The 16,905-nt window shown below is 64.0% G+C and carries 21 protein-coding genes and 1 pseudogene; 9 read left to right on the top strand and 13 right to left on the bottom strand.

Features of this window, described 5'->3' with window-relative positions:
• From Mrose_RS15290 to Mrose_RS15275, 4 genes are all read right to left on the bottom strand, one after another.
• On the bottom strand, positions 1-755 hold a 755-nt coding region (locus Mrose_RS15290), incomplete at its 3' end, for a hypothetical protein (protein WP_220452347.1).
• Positions 756-886: 131 nt separating this feature from the next.
• Positions 887-2,098 (bottom strand): winged helix-turn-helix domain-containing protein, encoded by a 1,212-nt coding sequence (locus Mrose_RS15285; RefSeq protein ID WP_119279719.1) that lies wholly within the window; start codon positions 2,096-2,098, stop codon positions 887-889.
• 44 nt (positions 2,099-2,142) lie between these two features.
• A complete protein-coding gene (locus tag Mrose_RS15280) occupies positions 2,143-2,862 on the bottom strand; it encodes an ImmA/IrrE family metallo-endopeptidase (protein WP_119279717.1) in 720 nt (239 codons plus the stop codon).
• Positions 2,863-3,135: 273 nt separating this feature from the next.
• Positions 3,136-3,528 carry a helix-turn-helix domain-containing protein gene (locus Mrose_RS15275; protein WP_119279716.1) on the bottom strand — a complete coding sequence of 131 codons (393 nt, stop codon included), beginning with the start codon at positions 3,526-3,528 and terminating at the stop codon, positions 3,136-3,138.
• Positions 3,529-3,639: 111 nt separating this feature from the next.
• On the opposite strand from Mrose_RS15275, the gene Mrose_RS15270 reads away from it, so the two are divergent.
• From Mrose_RS15270 to Mrose_RS15255, 4 genes are all read left to right on the top strand, one after another.
• The gene (locus tag Mrose_RS15270) at positions 3,640-3,939 is read left to right on the top strand and encodes a hypothetical protein (RefSeq protein ID WP_119279714.1); all 300 of its coding nucleotides are present in this window, start codon (positions 3,640-3,642) and stop codon (positions 3,937-3,939) included.
• A 176-nt stretch (positions 3,940-4,115) separates the two neighbouring features.
• On the top strand, positions 4,116-4,376 hold the full coding sequence (locus Mrose_RS15265) for an Lrp/AsnC ligand binding domain-containing protein (RefSeq protein ID WP_119279712.1): 261 nt from the start codon (positions 4,116-4,118) through the stop codon (positions 4,374-4,376).
• Positions 4,377-4,603: 227 nt separating this feature from the next.
• Positions 4,604-4,957 (top strand): Lrp/AsnC ligand binding domain-containing protein, encoded by a 354-nt coding sequence (locus Mrose_RS15260; protein ID WP_147371678.1) that lies wholly within the window; start codon positions 4,604-4,606, stop codon positions 4,955-4,957.
• Between the two features lie 78 nt (positions 4,958-5,035).
• Complete coding sequence (locus tag Mrose_RS15255; RefSeq protein WP_147371677.1) at positions 5,036-5,362, top strand: hypothetical protein; 327 nt, start codon at positions 5,036-5,038, stop codon at positions 5,360-5,362.
• A gap of 25 nt (positions 5,363-5,387) precedes the next feature.
• Here Mrose_RS15255 and Mrose_RS15250 read toward each other — a convergent pair whose 3' ends face one another.
• Genes Mrose_RS15250 through Mrose_RS15235 form a run of 4 tightly spaced genes read right to left on the bottom strand, consistent with a single transcriptional unit; the run spans position 5,388 to position 7,554 of the window.
• Complete coding sequence (locus Mrose_RS15250) at positions 5,388-5,891, bottom strand: type 1 glutamine amidotransferase domain-containing protein (RefSeq protein ID WP_119279706.1); 504 nt, start codon at positions 5,889-5,891, stop codon at positions 5,388-5,390.
• Positions 5,888-6,493 (bottom strand): NUDIX hydrolase, encoded by a 606-nt coding sequence (locus tag Mrose_RS15245; protein WP_119279705.1) that lies wholly within the window; start codon positions 6,491-6,493, stop codon positions 5,888-5,890. The genes Mrose_RS15250 and Mrose_RS15245 overlap by 4 nt, the downstream gene beginning before the upstream one ends.
• Positions 6,466-7,062: a MazG family protein gene (locus Mrose_RS15240; RefSeq protein ID WP_119279703.1), complete on the bottom strand. Its 597-nt coding sequence runs from the start codon at positions 7,060-7,062 to the stop codon at positions 6,466-6,468. The genes Mrose_RS15245 and Mrose_RS15240 overlap by 28 nt, the downstream gene beginning before the upstream one ends.
• A 24-nt stretch (positions 7,063-7,086) precedes the next feature.
• Positions 7,087-7,554, bottom strand: a complete 468-nt coding sequence (locus Mrose_RS15235; RefSeq protein ID WP_119279701.1) for a hypothetical protein — start codon at positions 7,552-7,554, stop codon at positions 7,087-7,089.
• A gap of 149 nt (positions 7,555-7,703) precedes the next feature.
• Between Mrose_RS15235 and Mrose_RS15230 the strand changes: the two genes are divergently transcribed.
• Complete coding sequence (locus Mrose_RS15230) at positions 7,704-8,318, top strand: SCO family protein (RefSeq protein ID WP_119279699.1); 615 nt, start codon at positions 7,704-7,706, stop codon at positions 8,316-8,318.
• Here the strand turns inward: Mrose_RS15230 and Mrose_RS15225 are convergent.
• Both Mrose_RS15225 and speA read right to left on the bottom strand, forming a co-directional pair.
• On the bottom strand, positions 8,315-9,361 hold the full coding sequence (locus Mrose_RS15225) for a GGDEF domain-containing protein (RefSeq protein WP_220452346.1): 1,047 nt from the start codon (positions 9,359-9,361) through the stop codon (positions 8,315-8,317). The genes Mrose_RS15230 and Mrose_RS15225 overlap by 4 nt on opposite strands.
• A 142-nt stretch (positions 9,362-9,503) precedes the next feature.
• A complete protein-coding gene (gene speA / locus Mrose_RS15220; RefSeq protein ID WP_119279695.1) occupies positions 9,504-11,393 on the bottom strand; it encodes a biosynthetic arginine decarboxylase in 1,890 nt (629 codons plus the stop codon).
• 360 nt (positions 11,394-11,753) lie between these two features.
• On the opposite strand from speA, the pseudogene Mrose_RS15215 reads away from it, so the two are divergent.
• The 4 genes and pseudogenes from Mrose_RS15215 to Mrose_RS15200 form a co-directional block, all read left to right on the top strand.
• Positions 11,754-12,029 (top strand): annotated as a pseudogene (locus tag Mrose_RS15215) (S8 family serine peptidase); the annotation flags it as partial.
• Positions 12,030-12,194: 165 nt separating this feature from the next.
• A complete protein-coding gene (locus Mrose_RS15210) occupies positions 12,195-12,656 on the top strand; it encodes a GbsR/MarR family transcriptional regulator (RefSeq protein WP_119279691.1) in 462 nt (153 codons plus the stop codon).
• A gap of 54 nt (positions 12,657-12,710) precedes the next feature.
• A complete protein-coding gene (locus Mrose_RS15205; RefSeq protein ID WP_119279689.1) occupies positions 12,711-13,601 on the top strand; it encodes an ABC transporter ATP-binding protein in 891 nt (296 codons plus the stop codon).
• A 27-nt stretch (positions 13,602-13,628) separates the two neighbouring features.
• Entirely contained in the window at positions 13,629-14,429 is an 801-nt protein-coding gene (locus Mrose_RS15200; protein ID WP_119279687.1) for an ABC transporter permease, read from the top strand.
• A gap of 229 nt (positions 14,430-14,658) precedes the next feature.
• Here Mrose_RS15200 and Mrose_RS15195 read toward each other — a convergent pair whose 3' ends face one another.
• From Mrose_RS15195 to Mrose_RS18970, 3 genes are all read right to left on the bottom strand, one after another.
• On the bottom strand, positions 14,659-15,453 hold the full coding sequence (locus Mrose_RS15195) for a hypothetical protein (protein ID WP_119279685.1): 795 nt from the start codon (positions 15,451-15,453) through the stop codon (positions 14,659-14,661).
• Positions 15,450-15,839, bottom strand: a complete 390-nt coding sequence (locus tag Mrose_RS15190) for a C40 family peptidase (RefSeq protein WP_119279683.1) — start codon at positions 15,837-15,839, stop codon at positions 15,450-15,452. The genes Mrose_RS15195 and Mrose_RS15190 overlap by 4 nt, the downstream gene beginning before the upstream one ends.
• Positions 15,840-16,181: 342 nt before the next feature.
• The coding region (locus tag Mrose_RS18970; RefSeq protein ID WP_220452345.1) for a hypothetical protein at positions 16,182-16,905 on the bottom strand (724 nt) is incomplete at its 5' end.

Genomic DNA, 16,905 nt, shown 5'->3' with positions numbered 1-16,905 from the left:
CGCCTGAGGTTCCCCCTCACCCGCCAGACACCCCCTTTCTCGGCCTGTCCCAGCGCTGCACCGTTGGCCCCGATGAGCCGGTCGGCGGCGTGGGCGGTGCCGTACCAGCGCGACCAGGCCGCCACGTCGCGCACCTGGAAGTGCTCGAGACGGTGCTCGAGTAGGGGGCTGGAGCTGTGGGCTGCGGGGTAGAACTCGGCGAAGCCTAGGCTCTGGTCCAGGCCGATCACGCTTGCGCCCGGAGGAGCGGCGTAGTGGCCGCCCGCCAGCCCATCTACCAAGTAGACTGCGCCCCGCTCGCGCAGCAGCACGTACACGTCGAGGGGGGTCTGGAACTGCGGCAGCAGCGTGGGCAGCATCGCGTCCCGGAAACCGATGTTGAAGGTGCCCGTCTGGTTATCGAAGTTGTCGAGCGCCACGGCATTGGCTGCCCCCAGGGGATTGGCGGGGTTGGGCTCCTTGAACGCCCCCAGCACCAGGCCGTTGGACTGCTGGATGTCACCAGGCCGCACCCGGAAGTGAATCACCCGCCCGTTCTGCCGCTGCATCTTGGGATAGGCCAGGCCCACCTGGCCGAAGCGGGGCGCGCTGGTTTCGGGCATGCGCAGGGCACAGTGATCCACCGACATCCGGGTTGTGCCCTTGTCGAGCACCAGCCGGGGGGTGCCCTCGGGGCTCGAGCTACCCCCCACCTGCCCTGGCTTGAGGGCGACACCGAAGGAGTCCTGGGGGTAACTGGCCTTTGGGTAAGGCACACATCCTTGCGGGGAAGCCAGAGGGGCTTCGCCAAAACCGATTGCCAACAATGCCAGAAGAATGCACGAAAGCCAGCGCCCCATACCTTACAAAGCCTAGGCTAAAGCCCGCTCGCGGGGCGACGGTTGCGTCACATGGCGGGTCGAGGGGGCTCAAGTTCCACCCCCTGGGCGCGGGCCAGATCGGCCAGGGCCCGCCAGAGGCGCTTTACCTGCCCCGCCGCGGGCTCGCGTTCCCACCAGACCCGTCGCACCCGCAGCCGCCCCTGCGGGCGCTCCATGCGGGCGTCCACCCGCGCCACTAGAGCCTCGCCCTCCAGCACCGGCAGCACGTAGGGGCCATACCTGCGCTTGGGCTCGGGCACGTAGATCTCCCACCTGTACTCGAAGCCCCACAAGTCCTGGATGCGCTCGCGCCGCCACAACAGGTTGTCGAGCGGAGAGAGCAGCGTAACGCGGGGCGCGACCTTGGCCCCCTGGAGGGCCTCGAGCAGCGGAAGCAACTCAGCCCACAGGTAGTAGCGCCGCCGGAGGCCCTCCAGGTGCAGCGGAAGCAGGACACCCTGCCGTAGCAGGGGCTCGAGCAACGCTTTGCGCTCGGCAGCCCCAAGGGGCAGCCAGCCCAGCCGCTGATCGCCGGCGTCGATCACCCCGTAGGCCCGCACGAACTTCATCAGCTTAGCCTGGGGGTCGGCAGGGGCTTGGGGCAGATCGGGGAACCACTGCGAGGTGAGGGCGAAATAGCGCTCGTCCCCTCTACGGTAAGCCACCACCAGCTCCCCCGCCTCCCACAGGTGCTCGATGGCCTGGGAGGTGGCCTTGGTGGTAAAGCCCCAGTAGCCTTGGACCTTCTTCCCGTTGTCGAGCCTCCGGGCGGACAGCGGGCCTTCGGCTTCGAGCCTCTGCCTTATGTGGGCGATGGCTTCGTAGATCTCGCTCTCGTAGCTTTCGCCGTGCCTGTTGTAGATGGTGTGCTCGAGCCTCCAGCGCTGCCGCCGCAGCTCGAAGACGGCCCAGTCCTCGATGGGCAGGATGCAGCGGGCCTGAGCCCAGTACTCGAAGACCCGGCGGGCCGGGTAGAGCGCCTCGAGGTGCTCGCCGCGGTAGCCCCGCAGGCGGTTGTGCAGCACCAGGTGGTGGTTGGGGGCCACCACGTTCACCGGGTCGAGCTGGACAGCCTCCAGCCGCCGCAGCACCTCGAGCACCCCCTCCGGCCCGCCGAGTTCCTCGCGCCACAGCCCTCCTTCGGCCCACCCTCCCCTGCCCCCGCTCCACTCCAGCAGCCCCTGCCGGGCCAGAATCACCCGGCGCAGGGCGGAAGGAGTGGTTTCGATGGGTTTCATATTCGGCGTTCAAAGGTCGCCACGGGCTATTCGGCCCCCAGCGTTCAGTTGTGCAACTCGCGGAACACCGCGTAGACCCGCCCTGCCTTGGGGTAGGCCTCGAGGTTGTAGAGGGTGGGGTGGCCCGGCAGGCTGGCTTTGCCCTTGTAGGGCAGGCCGGTCTCGAGGGCCACCGCCAGCGGGTGATCGCGGTGAATGGCCGCCCCCCGGCTCACCCGGTCGAAGACGCGCTCGTGCTTGGCGCTGAAGAACACCCGCAGGGGCTTGGCCCCGGCCATGAGCACCAGCGAGGGGACGGGCCCCCGCTCGGCCAGGGCGATGATCACCACCTCCTCCGAAACCTGGTGCCCCTCGGCGAGTTCGGGGATCAGGCGGGGATTCTGACCTTTGCGGGCGATGGCGGCTTCCACCACCTCGCCCGGCAGCAGCATCTCCGCCGCACCCAGGTTGCACAGCGCCTCGAGCTGACTCTCCAGCCGCTCCCCCTCGAACTCCTCGTGCAGGTCGGAGAGGATGTCGGCGTCGTGGCGAATGAGGTGGTGCATGACCTCGTGGGCCAGGGTGAAGCGCTGACGCTTGGGAGGGGAATCCTGGTCGATGACGATGCGCTGCTGCTCCTCGATGAAGGCCCCGAACTTGCCCTCGGGCAGCTTGGCGTACGAGAGCGAGACTCCGATGCCCCGCACCAGCCGCTCGGCGGTCAGCGGCGCGTGGGCCTGGCGGTAGTCCCTGGCCATCTGGATGACCCGCGAGCGCAGATCCATGACAGTCAATTATCCCCTCGGGAGTTCGTATATTTCCTGCACGGCATTCCAATAGCTGGTGGCGCGGGGAAGCCTACTGTCGAGTTGCAAGGACGCCTCGCTGCCGCAGCGTGTGACATGGCTCAGTGCACCTCGAGGGCGTTGGAGGTGCGGATCTCGTGGCCCAGCACGAAAAAATCGGATTCGATGGTGGGATAGGGTTGCATGGCGTCACCGAGAAAAAAGCCGACAGCAATCTTCGCTATCGGCTGCTCGCTTGGCCCTGGACGCCGCTCAGCCTTCCAGAACGCGCTTGAGGTGCAAGAAGATCTCGTACCAGTCGCGCTTGGACTCCGGACGCTTACCGCGCAGCTCGATGCGGGCAAGGGTCTGCTGCCACTCGGGGGTGATCTCCTTGCCCAGGGTGGGGTCGGCCAGGAGCTCGGCTAGGCCCTTGGGCAAGGAGGCCTCGGTGCGCTCGCCGTAGAAGTCCACGGGGGCCAGCAGGTCGTTGACGCTCACGCCATAGGAGCTCGCCAAGGTTTGCAGGGTGTCGAGGCTGGGGTTGGTGCGACCGCGCTCGAGGTCCGAGAGGTAGGGCACCGAAAGGCCGCTTCTTTCCGACAAGTCCTTCAGGCGCCAGCCCTGCTGGCTACGTAGTTCGCGCAGGCGTTCGGCTAGTGTCATATCAAGGTCACGGTAGCACAACTCTCCTTTACGGTCAAGTCGTAATGAGTCGCTTCGGGATATTGCATCAGCATATTGGTTATGTTATATTCATAACCGGAGGCCACAGGTATGACCGCAAATGAGACCGTCTGGCGTTCGTTGGGGCAAGGCAAGGCCCACCCGAGCGATGTCCTCAACACCCTCATCGAGATCGACAACCGGCGTGGCCTGGTGGGGCTGTGGGCCCTGGAAACCGATCTGCGCGAAGCGCTGCCCCGGCTGCGCCCGCAGGCCCAGGCGCTGGCCCAGGCCTGGCTCGAGGCCCTCTGCCTCTACCGGGCTAGCTACTACCCCGAGGGCCGGCTTTCCAAGCTCTTCAACCGCTTCCTCCAGAAGGAAGCCCAACCCACGCTGGCTCGAGCCAGCTAGATAGCTTTAGGGTTCGGCTACAAGCCGGACCCCGACCTGCGGGCTGGCCGCCTGGCCAGTTCCCCTCTCGGGCAAAGCTGCATCCAAGCCCCGAAGATCGGGCATGAGCGCCAGGCGGCCTCTTCAGATGCGATCTGATTATGCTAGAAACATAAAGGAGGTTCACCCGTGACGCAGTGGTTCGGCCAGGACACCCCCTCGCCCAAGAAAGCCCCCGGCGTTTCTCGGCCTATGTCTTCGTTTCCTGCTACCAGCCCAAGCGGGTCCGCGAGGCCCTGAGCCAACTGCCCGGCGTGACCAAGGCCCACGTGCTGATGGGAGCTTCGGAGGTAGCGCTGGTGATCGAGGAGAAAAACCTCGCCTCACTCCAGATGCGGCTCAGCGAAGTGCAGGCCACGCCGGGGGTCAGGAAGCTCTCAGTGAAGGTCGCAGCCTGAGCGAGGAGATACGGATATGGAAATGGTTCAGGAAGGCCCGTTCGAGGTCGTCGGTTTGGCGCATGTACGACTGGGCCGGGCACCGGGGGCTCGAGGTCGGTGAATTCAAGCTCGACGGCGGCTACACCGCCGAGGGCACGGAGCAAGAGCACGAGCTGATCATTCGGGCAACCCCATGGGTTCATTGGGGTCAGGGAGCTACTTTCCCAAAACGCAGGAGGAGCGTTATGTGGGACAACTCAATCGGCGTAGAACTGGCATTGCTTCACTTCAGGGAGCGCACGCACAAGCTGCGCGAGGAGGCCAGGATCGAGCGGGAGCTGCGCCAGCGGCACTCCGGCGGATCGCGGCGGGCTAAGGTAAAGGTACTGGCCTACGTGTTCATCCGGGCTGAGCGTCCCTCCGAGGTAGTCGAGCGGGTGCGGCGGATCAAGGGCGTGCTCAAGGCCGACGCCCTGCAAGGCTCGGGCGAGGCCATCGCGGTGGTGGAAGGGCGTGACCTGGAGGGGCTCGAGGCCCTGGTGGGCCACATCAAGCGCCTCCCCGGCGTCGTCGTGGTCAGGAGCAAGCTAGCGGCCTGAGCCAGGGCCCACCCCGTGGCGTAGACTGGAATCACAACCCCCCTCGCCCAGCACCCGTCGATTTGGAGGAGGTCACTCATGAGGTGGACACTCGCGCTGTTGGCCCTAGCCCTCTCGGCTTGCAACCAGCCCGCTCCTGGAAGTCAGCCCAGCCCACCGGGGGTGATCGACCCTAGCAAGCAAGGCTGCAACCGGGAGGCCTTGTGGGTGGAGTTCCGCCTCGAGCAGGGCACCTACCGCGTCACCCAGACTGCGCCCGGCCTCGAGCCCATCCTCTACGAGACCATGCCCGACGTGGTGGGCTATGGCACCCGCGTCGAGACTCCCCAGGCCGAATTCCGCTTCAAGCGCCTCGAGGACGGCCAGAGCTGGAGCGCATCGCTGCCATATAACCCCTGCCTTTGAGGGTCGTACGTCCTACGTCGTAGGCCTAATCAAAGCGGGCCAGGAAGGCCTGCATGAACGCGGGCAGGTCGTCGGCGTGCTGGGCGGTGACCAGGTGGCCCTCCACCACCACCCGCTCGTCGAGGTAGATGGCCCCGGCGTTCTCGAGGTCCTCGCGGATCGAGCTGAAGCCGGTGAGCCTGCGCCCCTTGACCACTCCCGCGCTGATGAGCGCCCAACCCGCGTGGCAGATGGCTCCCAGCGGTTTTTTCCGGGCGTCGATCTCGGCGATGAGCCGGGTCATGGCCTTGTGGCGACGCATGCGGTCGGGGGCGAAGCCGCCGGGCACGATCAGCCCGGCTAGGTCGCCGGCCCTGACCGCCTCAGCTGCGACCTTGGCCTCGAAGGTGAAGGGGGTCTTACCGTGGAAGCTCCCCGGCCTGGGGCCGATCACCAGCGGGCTGAACCCGGCCTCCTGCACCCGGTAGTAGGGGTAGATCACTTCGCGCTCGTCGAAGTAATCCTCCAGCAAGATCCCAATCGTGTTCACAGCCGTACCTCCTTGATGCGCTCCAAGAAGTCGTGGACGATGTTTCCCGTCACGCCCCAAATGTCGTAGCCCCGCCAGGGATAGTGCCACACCAAGCGCTTGATCACCCCGCCAGGTTGCACGCTGATGGCCTCCTCCGGCTCGAGCGGGGGCTGAGCGTGCGGGCTGGCCACCCGCTCCTCGGCGTAGGCGGGGACTTCGATGAGTTCGTGGATGGGCACCCACAGCAGCTCGCTCACCTCCTCGGGGTTGGGGGTGAGGCGGGGTTCGCGGGCAATGTGACCCAGCAGGGGAAACACCCGGTAGCCAAAGGGCGAGAGCGTGGGGTTGAGGTGGCCCAGGATCTCGACCGCTTCGGGCTCGAGGCCCACCTCTTCCCAGGCCTCGCGCAAAGCGGCCTGTTCGGCGGTCTCCCCATCGTCGAAGCGGCCACCGGGAAAGCTGATCTGGGCGGCGTGATGCGGCAGGTGGGCGCTGCGCACGGTGAAGAGCAGGTGCCCTTCCCACACCGGCAGCAACACGGCGGCATCCACGAAGCCCCTGGGCAGGAGCAGGGGTTGAGGCGGCTTGCTGACTAGGGCTTTGAGCAATTCCGGTCGCATTTCTCCCGGAGCAGGATTTCCGGATTCACCTTCTCCCGGCGGCACAGGGCCACCATCTGCCATAGTGCCTCGGCGAGGTCGCCTTTTTCGAGAGCCGAGATCACATCGCCGGGGCTGGCCAGGGGAGCCTCGAGCTTCTTCTGGATCTCGGCGGCCCGCGCCAACGCCCCCAGGCTGCGCGGCACCTCGTCGCACACCGAGGCCCTGCCCTTGCCCTCCCCCGCTTTGATCACCCGCCAGTTGGCGCTGACTTCCTCCGGGGTATCGGCTTTTACGCCGCCGAAGACATGAGGGTGGCGGCGGATGAGCTTATCCACGATGTGCCCCTCGACCTGGGAATAGCTGAAGGTGCCCTCCTGTTCGGCGATCACGCTGTGGAAAGCCACCTGCAAGAGCACGTCGCCCAGCTCCTCGGCCAGTTCATCGGGGTCGCCTTTGCTCATGGCGTCCACCGCCTCGGCGGCCTCCTCGAGCATGTAGGGGCGCAGGCTCAGGTGGGTCTGTTCCTTGTCCCAGGGGCAGCCGTCGGGAGCCCGCAGACGGCGCATCACCTCCAACAACCTCTCCATGCCCTCCAAACTACCCCAAGGCGCTCAGGAGGATTGGGGCCTGGCGACCGAGGCCCGCCACATCAGCCCCAGTGCGCCCAGCGTGGCCCCCACCATCAGCAGGCCCAGCAGATCCAGCCCGGCCCGCTCTCCCCACTGCCAACCCAGGGGCCCAGGGGTGGGCAGGCCCGTCAGGCGCGTCAGCAGAAAAGCCAGCAGCAGGGGCAGAGCCACGTAAACCCCCACCCGCGCCAACCCCCGCTGGGAGGTGGGGGTGGGCTCGAGCAACCTCGACAGCAGCAGGATTCCCCCGTAGGCCAGTTGCCCGGCCAGCAACAGCATGAACAAAAGCGCATACCAAAACCCCGCAGGCTGCTGATCCAGCGGCAAATCCCGCCCCTCGAGCAGCGATCCGCACAACCCCCCACCCAGGGGGGTCTGGCCAAAACCCAGCAGTTGCAGGAAAAAGGGCAGCATCAGCAATGCCGCCGCCCAGGTGAGTCGGTTCGACACGCTGCCAGTTTAGGGCAAAAGCGGGATATGCCGATAGCGTCGCTGAGGACAGGGGCCCATCACCTGTAGCCCTCCTGCGGATAGCTGAAAGCCGACGGCCTCTGGCGTGACATTCATCCTCATGAATGCGCCTTATCCTGGGCAATGCTATGACCCGACGCATCGCCGGACTCGTGCTGTTTATCGGCCTGCCCATCCTGCTGGCCGTGCTCGCTTATACCCGGCTCAACCGTTACCAGCCCTACGGCACCGCCCTGCTCACCCCGCGCCCCGCCGCCGAATTCACGCTCGCCAGCGCCAGCAACCCCAGCTACAGGCTTTCCGACTTGCGGGGCAAGGCGGTGTTCATCTTCTTCGGCTTCGTCAACTGCCCCGACGTATGCCCCACCACCCTGCAAGACCTCAAGCGGGTCTACACCAGACTCACCCCCGAAGAGCAAGCCAGGGTGCAGGTGCTGTTCATCAGCGTGGACCCCGAGCGCGATACGCCCGAGGCGCTGGGAAGGTACGTGCAGTTCTTCGATCCCCATTTCGTCGGCCTGAGCGGCACCCCCGAGGCCACGGCCCAGGTCGCTAAGGACTACGGCGTCTTCTACCAGAAATCGCAGATCAAGTCGGCTCAGCAGTACAACGTCGATCACACCGCCAGTGTCTTCCTGATTGATCCCAAGGGCCAGTTGCGCCTGATCTACGGTCAGGGCAAGCTGCAGCAGGATCCCGATAAGGTAGTGCAGGACGTGCGCTGGTTGCTAAAGGGGAGTTAAGCCTCCAACTCCACCCGCCTGCGGCCCAGGTGCTTGGCGCGGTAGAGGGCTTGGTCGGCCCGTTCCAGCAAGGTTTCGACGCTATCGCCTGGGCGAAACACCGCCACTCCAAAGCTCAGGCTGATTCCGATGCCGCCCGCCACAGGCTGTTCCTGGACCGCAGCTCCCAGGCGCTGGGCTAAGCGCTGGGCCTGCTCGAGGTCGGCCCCCTGCACCAGGATCAAAAACTCCTCCCCGCCCCAGCGCGCCAGCAGATCGCCCTCGCGCAGTTCCTGATCGAGGCGGAAGGCCACCTCGCGCAACACCTGATCGCCCACGGAGTGGCCGTAGCGGTCGTTGACCGCCTTGAAGTGGTCGAGGTCGGCCAGGATCACCGCCGCGCTGCCCGGCGCGGCCCGGTTGAGGGTGTGCTCGAGGCATTCCCGCCCCGCACGGCGGTTGGCCAGCCCGGTGAGGGGATCGGTGTGGGCCATCTGGCGCATGAGGAAATACTGCTCACGCACGCGGGCATAGATGTCGAGCAGCACCAGATAGACCACACAGACAACATAGAACTGCACGAAGGAGTTGAGCGCCTTGAGGCTGGGGCTCGCCCCCAGCGCCAGCCCGACTAAGCCAATCGTCAGGCCCAGCAAGTAGTAGGTCACCGAGAAGCGCAGCGCCTGCTCTCGAGGCAGGATCAGAAAGATCAGGGGAAACATCAGCGGGTACCACAGCGACGTAGCCCCGAAGCCATCGCGGTAAACCTCTCCGCTGATCACCAGATAGACCTGCATGGCTAGCTGGTAGGCCCCCAGCCCAACCACCGTGCCCATCTCGACCTCGCGCACGCTGAGGCGGCGTAGGTAGAGCAAGCCCCACAACAGCAGCGCCTCGAGCGTCAACAGCGGCAGCAGCCAGCGATCCACGGGGTTGAGGCTGTGGTTGGCGTAGCTCATCAGCCAGGCCGTAGCCGTAGCCATAGCCGCCAGGGGTAACAGCAAGAGGCCGGTACGGCGGCGGCTGGCCTCGAGGGCCGAGGGATCGACGGGCGAGGGGTTCATGGCCTGACGATGAGGGTAGCGCAGCATAGATCACATCGAGGAAACATTCGGCCAGATGTCGGGAGAATGTCGATAGCCGATGCCTAACGCTCTTTCCCTACCCCCCAAGAGGGTAGGGGGGATATCCACAAGCCTCCAGCCCTTAATCCTCGAGGTAGGTGTAGCCCACCAACTCGCGGGCGTACTGCTCCATGAAGGCGCCTTTTTCCGCCGGGGTCAGCCTGGAGGAGCGCACCAGCTTCTCCACCGCCTCGGCCAGCTCACCCTCCTCGTAGCCCATCTTCTCGATTACCCGCCGGGCCTTCTCCCCCATCACGAAGCGCTCGATCTCGTAGCCGTCGGCATCCACCCGCACGTGGGCTTCGCCGATGCGGCCAAAGAGGTTGTGGCTCATGCCCAGCACGTCCTGATAGGCCCCGGTGAGGAACACTCCCAGGTAGTAAGGCTCACCCGGACGGATCTCGTGGACAGGGAGGGTGTTGCGCACGTCGTGCAGGTCGATGAAGCGGTCGAACTTGCCGTCGGAGTCGCAGGTGATGTCTACCAGCGTGGCCTCGCGGGTAGGGCGCTCGTCGAGGCGCGAGAGGGGGACGATGGGAAAAAGCTGCTTGATGGCCCAGGAATCCGGCAGGCTCTGGAAGAGCGAGAAGTTGCACACCAGCTTGTCGGCCAGCATTTTCTGCAAGTCCTCCAGCTCGTCGGCGGGGTAGTCGAGCTCGAGGGCGAACTTGAGGGTCTTGCGGGCGATCTGGTAGAAGAGGCTTTCGGCCAGGGCCCGGTCGCGCAGGGAGATCAGGCCCAGGTCGTAGAGGTTCTGCAGGGTGTCCTTGTTGGAGAAGGCGTCGTGGTAGACCTCGCGGTAGTTCTTGACCGAGATGCTCCTCGCCAGGTCGAACATGTCCTTGACGACGGGGTGAACGTCCTCGGGCTCTTCGACTTTGTCCTCACCGGGAGGCTTGATGGTGTCGATGACCTCGAGCACCAGCACGCTGTGATAGGCGGTGACGGCCCGCCCGCTCTCGGTGACCAGGGTGGGGTGGGGTTCGCCGTGACCGTCGCAGATTTCCTTGGTGACGTAGACCAGGTCCTCGGCGTACTCGGAGAGGGAGTAGTTGGCCGAGGCGTAGAAGGCGGTCTTGGAGCCGTCGTAGTCCACCGCCAGTCCACCGCCGAGGTTGAGGTAGCGCACCGGAGCCCCCAGTTTGCGCAGTTGCACGTAGGTCTGGGCGATCTCGCGCACGGCCTGCTTGATGCGACGGATGTCGGTGACCTGGGAGCCGATGTGCGAGTGCAGCATGCTGATGGTGCCCAGCATCCCGGCTTCGGCCAACAGGTCCACGGTTTTCATGATCTCGGGGGTGGTCAGGCCAAACTTGGCCGCCTCGCCGCCCGATTCCTCCCACTGCCCGCTGCCCTTGGTCTTGAGCTTGTAGCGGATGCCGATGGAGGGCTCGACGCCCAGTTCCCTGGCGATGCGCATCACCCGGCCCAGCTCGGCGAACTTTTCCAGGGTGATGACGACGTTCTTGCCCAGCTTCTTGCCCATCAGGGCCAGCCGAATGAAGTCGTCGTCCTTGAAGCCGTTGCAGGCGATGAGCGCGTCCTTGTGCAAATCCTGAGCCAGGATCAGGGCCAGCTCGGCCTTGGAACCGGCCTCGAGGCCGTGGAGGTAGGGTTTTCCGGCCCGGGCGATGGTCTCGACCACCATGCGCCGCTGGTTGACCTTGACCGGAAACAGGCCCTGGTAGCTGCCGCGGTAGCCGTACTTATGGATGGCCCGGCGGAAGGCCTCGTTGAGTTCGATCACACGGGCCTCGAGGATCTGGGGAAAGCGTAGCATTACCGGCAGAGGCCGCCCCTCGTCGCGCAGGTCGGTGACGATCTCGTACAGCGAAGCGCTCGGACCGCCGTTGCCCTCCGGGGTGACCTCGAGATGGCCGTCTTCGCCCACACGAAAAAACCCGGCGGCCCAATGGGGCACCAGGTAGGTTTCTTCAGCATCCTTGGCGGTGTAGCGCTTGAGTTTCTCCAACGGTGCTCGTAGCCTCCTGCGCTGGCTCGTGGGCACGGCTTGGCACCGCTCCGCGTCCTAGCACAAAAAGAAGTGTAAAGCCAAGCCCCCTCAGATGCTAGGGGATTTGCCGGGCAAACAAGAGACTCCTTACAGAAGCCGCCGATAGCCGACGGTCACGGCAGGCACGGCAGTCGAGGGTGACTCGCGAATGCGCAAGAGAAGCAAGGGGGTGGGGAGAATCCACCCCCTTCTTCCAGTCCTGACAAACTGAATGTCTTCCCATCGATTTTCCACCCTGGGGCCCCGTGGGGTGCTTAGCACAGCAGCCTTACCCGCACTGTCGCGCACGGTGAACACTTTGAGCCTTCCACCCACTCCAACCGCGGAAGCTGGGTGGACATCCTGGCCCCCGCCAGCCTGGTCAAGGCCATCGACGCCTACGGCCAGCCGTGCGACAACAACCGCGGCACCTCCTTCGCCGCGCCGCTGGTCGCGGGAGCCGCGGCCCTGTGGCGGCAAAAACTGCCCGAAGCCAGCCCGCTCGAGCTCCAAAACAAGCTCCTCGAGAACGCCGGCCTCGAGCGCGTGAATCTCCCCGAGCCCGACCGCGAGCGACTCACCCGGCGATTCCTGGACCTCAGCCGTGAGCCCTAAGGCGTCGATGGTCGATAGCCGGCGGGTCGTAAGCCGAACGCCTGCTGATCTCAAGATCCCGACGGGCAAGCGAGTCGCGGTTATAGCACGGGTGGACAGGGTCAAATTTCGACATTTGCTATGTTCAGTATTGACTGAAATTATTGAACGTACTAAACTTGCCGCATGGCCGACGCCCTGCACCAATACGTCGAGGAGTTCGCGCTGATGTACGAATCGGTGGGTTTGCCGCGCATCGCCGGGCGCATCCTGGGCTGGCTGATGGTCTGCGATCCGCCGGAGCAGAGCGCGGCGCAACTGGCTATGGAGTTGGGTGCGAGCAAAGCCTCCATCAGCACCATGACCCGCATGCTCACGCAGTTTTCCCTGATTGAGCGGGTATCGAGGCGAGGCAGCCGGCAGGACTTCTACCGCATCCGCCCCGGCGCCTGGACCGACCTGATGAAAACCCGCATGGCCAGCCTGAGCGCCTTCCGGGCCCTGGCCGACAAGGGCTTGAAACTCATGGAGACCGCCCCGCCCGGGCGAAAGCTGCGACTGGAGGAGATGCGCGATCTGTACGCCTTCTTCGAGCAGGAACTCGGCGAGCTGATCCGGCGGCTCGAGGCCGTGCGACAGACGGCTTGAAGATTACAGGCCAGGAAACACGCAAAACGAACAGCCGTTCGCGAGGAGAGCAGCATGAGTGCGATTCGCACGGAAAAACTCAGCAAGTATTACGGCAAGAGAAGGGGAGTAGTGGAGCTCGATCTCGAGGTCCATCCGGGCGAGGTCTTCGGCTTCCTCGGCCCCAACGGCGCGGGCAAGACCACCACCATCCGCGTGCTGCTGGATCTCATCCGGCCCAGCAGCGGCCAGGCCTGGGTTCTGGGCCAGCCGGTGCGGGGCAACGCCAGGCTGCGCCAGCGCATTGGCTACCTGCCCGGAGAGCTCAGCTTCTACGACGGCCTCACCGGCTGGGAGCTGTTCCGCTACTTCGGCAGGTTGCGAGACAGGCTGGACACGGCCTACCTCAAGCAGCTGCTCGAGCGCTTCGATCTCGACCCCAGCCGCAAACTGCGCACCCTCTCCAAGGGCAACAAGCAGAAGGTCGGGCTGGTGCAGGCTTTCATGCACCGTCCCGAGTTGCTCATCCTCGACGAGCCCACCGCGGGGCTGGATCCGCTTTTGCAAATCGAGTTCCAGAAAATGGTACGCGAGGTTCAGTGGCAAGGAGCCACGGTGTTTCTCTCCTCCCACGTGATGGGCGAGGTGCAAGCGCTGTGTGACCGGGTGGGCATCATCCGCGAGGGAAGGCTGGTGGCGGTGAGCGCCATTGGCGAGCTAGCCGAACGCTCGCTGCGCCGGGTGCGCATCCGCTTCGACGAGGCGATCAACCCCAAGGAGTGGGCCCAGGTGCCCGGCCTCAAGGACCTGCGCTTCGAGGGTGACTGGCTCGAGGCCACCGTGCAGGGCAGCCTGGACCCTCTGATCAAAGCCGCCGCTCAGCACCGGGTTCGCGACTTCATCTCGCAAGAGCCCAGCCTCGAGGAGATCTTCCTCACCTACTACGACTCGCGCAGCGCCGCTTGAAGCGCATGGGCGATAAAAAGGAGTTTTATGCACATCCTCGTACAGAACCTGCGCATGGGCCGGGGCAACCTGCTGGGCTTTGGCCTGGGCCTAGCAGCCCTCTCCCTGATCTCGGTGATGTTCCTGCCCTCGATGCAGCAGAGCAGTCAGGAGTTGCAGCGGCTTCTAGAGTCCATGCCCAAGGGGATGCTGGCGGCCTTCGGGGTCAGCGACCAGATTGACCTGTTCACCCCTGAGGGCTTCCTGCAGGGACGGCTCTTCGCGCTGATGGTGCCGCTGCTCCTGATCATCCAGGGCGTGGGGATCGGATCGGCGACCATCGCGGGCGAGGAAGAGCGCGGGCAGCTCGAGCTGATCGCCGCTCACCCCGTAGGGCGCACCCGGCTCTTCCTGGAAAAGCTTGGCGTGCTGGTGGTGGCGCTGCTGTTCTCGAGCCTGCTGCTGTTCGTGAGCATCTGGCTCGGGTTGAAGGCAGTTGACGTCAGCCTGCCCCTGGATCACCAGCTCGCCGCGGTGGGCGGCAGCTTCCTGTTGGGGCTGCTGTTCGGCGGGCTGGCGCTGGCCCTGGGGGCCTGGAACGGGCGGCGGGCCATGGCGCTGGGCCTGGCCTCATTGCTGGCCGTAGCGGCCTACCTCTGGAACGCCCTGACTCCCCTGAGCAAAGACCTGGCTGAAAGCCAGAAGTTCTCCCCCTTCTATCTGGCAGCAGGCTACGAGCCCCTGCGCAACGGCTTCGACTGGGGCTACACCGCCATCCTGCTGAGCGTCACCCTGCTGCTGCTGGCGCTGGGCCTGCTGCGCTTCCGCCAGCGGGATATCGGGGTGTAAGGCTCGCATTTAGCACCTTGCGTTCGGCGCACGACCTAAGACACATGACCAGTTCGTTTCTTGCACTTATGCACCGAGCCTGGGGTTCATGCGCTTTGGGTACTTGAAAGGGGCGGCGGGATTCCGCCCTTTTGAGGAGGGCGGTGGACCCCACCGCCCTGTCTTTACTCTCGACCATCCTCTACCTCCTGCCAAGCTCCACACCGGGGAATCCTTCAAGGCGCACGCCTCACCGAGGGGGGAACTTCTTGAGCTGTACCCGCTCGGTCCCGATGAACTTGAAGGTGTTCAGGGGCGGGTGGTCCGTTATATCAACACAAGGCGCGGTGTAGCTCTTGAGGACCACGGCATTTCTCTCGAAAGTCAGCACTTTCGAAACCACGCGGGCCGTCCGGATCTGCGGATAGCTAGGGCACTCGGAGACGAGCACCTCGGGTAGCTCCGCGTACTTCACTTCAACCAACAAACCGAATAGCTTGCCCGAACCGCGGCTGTAGTTGACGATGTCCGCGTCCAGCCAGAACACCCCGCCCTCCTGGGTCAGCCCCACGCGCTCGTGCACCCGTAATATCTCGTCCCGACCATCCCCGTTGAGGTCCCCCACGTTGGCGATGTAGTGGCCCGCGGTCGTGTAGTGAATGGCGCTAACCCCGACGGTCGCACCTGGCGGTGAGTCAACGAGATCAAAGTTACTGATCAAGATGGCTTTACTATAAGTCGCCTGATAAGGCGATACTTCATCACCGAAGGAGGGCTTCTCCTGGTGGTACACAAAGATCTTCTCCTTGACCTTGGGCTGGGTGAAAGACCCCTCGATGTAACCGAGCAGCCATTCTGACGCTCTGGGGTAGTAGCCGTCCCTCTTGAGTATCTCCTCAGCCGCGCGCTGCTCCTTGGAGCCGGACGGGGGCGGTATAAAAGGCTGACTCCTGAAGTCGACCTTTGAGAGAATAAAGGGCTTGGTCATGCCCCAAAGGCCTGTTAAGCTGATGACCCAGAGAGCTAGAATTAGGGCTTTTCTCACTGATCGGCCTCCCCTTCGCGTTCAAGATCCTTTGGCGAAAAGCGAACAAAGCCATCGGGCGGGCCCCCATTGGCCTTGTCCTCCAGCGCTTCGATGGTCTGTAACCCTCTGGCGTCCTTTTTACCGCTCTTGTTCCAACCGATGACGTTGTTACTGGCTACCTTTCCGCCACCGATGTAGATGCCGACGTGCCCTCCTTCTTTTCGCTGACCGTTGCTCTCGGTGTAGAACGACCCTTTGAGCCAATAGATGATGTCTCCGGGTTGAAGCTTAGAGGCGTCAAACTCATGCCAGTATGGCGAGGCCTTGAAAGCAAGGCCCGCGTCTTTAGCTGTTTCTCTGCGGTATGGCCTATATAGCTTATCGTAGCTCGTCTTTCCCAGCACTTCCCTGACCCACTTCTGGCAGTAATACCCGCGCTTCTCGGTGTCATCGCCGCTCAGGCTATCCAGCGCCGCTTGGAGGATTTCGTGGTTGCCTACGGGCAGGAAGTATTGAAGTACATGGTTGTTGTTGTGAATCTTCCGCGCTGCTTCCTCTTTTGAGATCGCTCCATCCTTGTCGAGGTCTAAGCCTTGGTTTTGGGCGTATTGGGCAGGATTTGCCAGCTTTGTATATAGCGCCCTATCATTGGGGGCGAAGGGGGCAATGATGCTTTTATACCAGATTCGGTCAGTTCGTTCCCGAATGGGGACGAACTGACCCGACCGAAGGGAGTGCTCTAGGATTCAAAAAGATAGCCTCTGAAGGTCTTTGGTTTGGGTGATTATCTTTTTGAATCCGGTATTATAAATCTGGGCGAGGTTAGCCCCTGGTGGCAGTTTGTGGGATTTGAAGTGCAAGACCACGTAGCGAATCTGCTCCTGAATCGACATGCTCATCAAACTTTCCCGGCTGAGCTTGTTCGCTTTCCAGCCGTATTTCTGGATGTCTGCACGGATTTGCTCGCCTAGATCGCGAGTAAATGCCCAAATGGTCAGCCATGCGCGCATTCGCCGGATGCTATCGGAGGTGAATTGGATCAGCCCCACCGCACTGCCGCCGCCCAGGTGGGGTTGGCTGGACGAGAAGGAGTTACCGCTTTCAAAGGCTATACAGGCGGCCAAATCGTTGGGATTGACCGCCAGCTCACCGGCTGCCCACAAGATGGCCTCGGCTACCTCGGGAGTGAAGGTCTTGGGGATGCCTTTGGCGCCAATGTTGGCCTTCCACGCATCTACTATCCAGCTCGAGGTCGCTAAAGCCCGAGGCTGGGGGATACGGCTGGGCACCCACACAGCGGTGAGTCGGTAAATAGTTTCCTCCCCCCGCTCATCCTTGCCCAGCCACTCCCCCTCGAGGGTCTTGGGCTTGCCCCCTGGGCTGAAACTGAGCCGCCCGTTGCGGAATTGCCGGGTCTGCCCCCGAAACTTCCCCCTTTCGTACTTGGCGGTGAACTCCACCGCGCCGTCG

This window comes from Calidithermus roseus (assembly GCF_003574095.1).
GTDB lineage: Bacteria > Deinococcota > Deinococci > Deinococcales > Thermaceae > Calidithermus > Calidithermus roseus.
The sequence above is the reverse complement of the archived record's forward strand: the minus strand, read 5'-3'. Positions and strand labels throughout refer to the sequence as shown.

Coding starts and splice junctions, on each gene's coding strand:
- Mrose_RS15285 (WP_119279719.1), bottom strand. CDS start 2,098: ATGAAACCCATCGAAACCACTCCTTCCGCCCTGCGCCGGGTGATTCTG.
- Mrose_RS15260 (WP_147371678.1), top strand. CDS start 4,604: ATGTGGGACAACTCAATCGGCGTAGAACTGGCATTGCTTCACTTCAGG.
- Mrose_RS15210 (WP_119279691.1), top strand. CDS start 12,195: ATGGCCGACGCCCTGCACCAATACGTCGAGGAGTTCGCGCTGATGTAC.
- Mrose_RS15230 (WP_119279699.1), top strand. CDS start 7,704: ATGACCCGACGCATCGCCGGACTCGTGCTGTTTATCGGCCTGCCCATC.
- Mrose_RS15280 (WP_119279717.1), bottom strand. CDS start 2,862: ATGGATCTGCGCTCGCGGGTCATCCAGATGGCCAGGGACTACCGCCAG.
- Mrose_RS15240 (WP_119279703.1), bottom strand. CDS start 7,062: ATGGAGAGGTTGTTGGAGGTGATGCGCCGTCTGCGGGCTCCCGACGGC.
- Mrose_RS15255 (WP_147371677.1), top strand. CDS start 5,036: ATGAGGTGGACACTCGCGCTGTTGGCCCTAGCCCTCTCGGCTTGCAAC.
- Mrose_RS15275 (WP_119279716.1), bottom strand. CDS start 3,528: ATGACACTAGCCGAACGCCTGCGCGAACTACGTAGCCAGCAGGGCTGG.
- Mrose_RS15245 (WP_119279705.1), bottom strand. CDS start 6,493: ATGCGACCGGAATTGCTCAAAGCCCTAGTCAGCAAGCCGCCTCAACCC.
- Mrose_RS15205 (WP_119279689.1), top strand. CDS start 12,711: ATGAGTGCGATTCGCACGGAAAAACTCAGCAAGTATTACGGCAAGAGA.
- Mrose_RS15270 (WP_119279714.1), top strand. CDS start 3,640: ATGACCGCAAATGAGACCGTCTGGCGTTCGTTGGGGCAAGGCAAGGCC.
- Mrose_RS15200 (WP_119279687.1), top strand. CDS start 13,629: ATGCACATCCTCGTACAGAACCTGCGCATGGGCCGGGGCAACCTGCTG.
- Mrose_RS15225 (WP_220452346.1), bottom strand. CDS start 9,361: ATGAACCCCTCGCCCGTCGATCCCTCGGCCCTCGAGGCCAGCCGCCGC.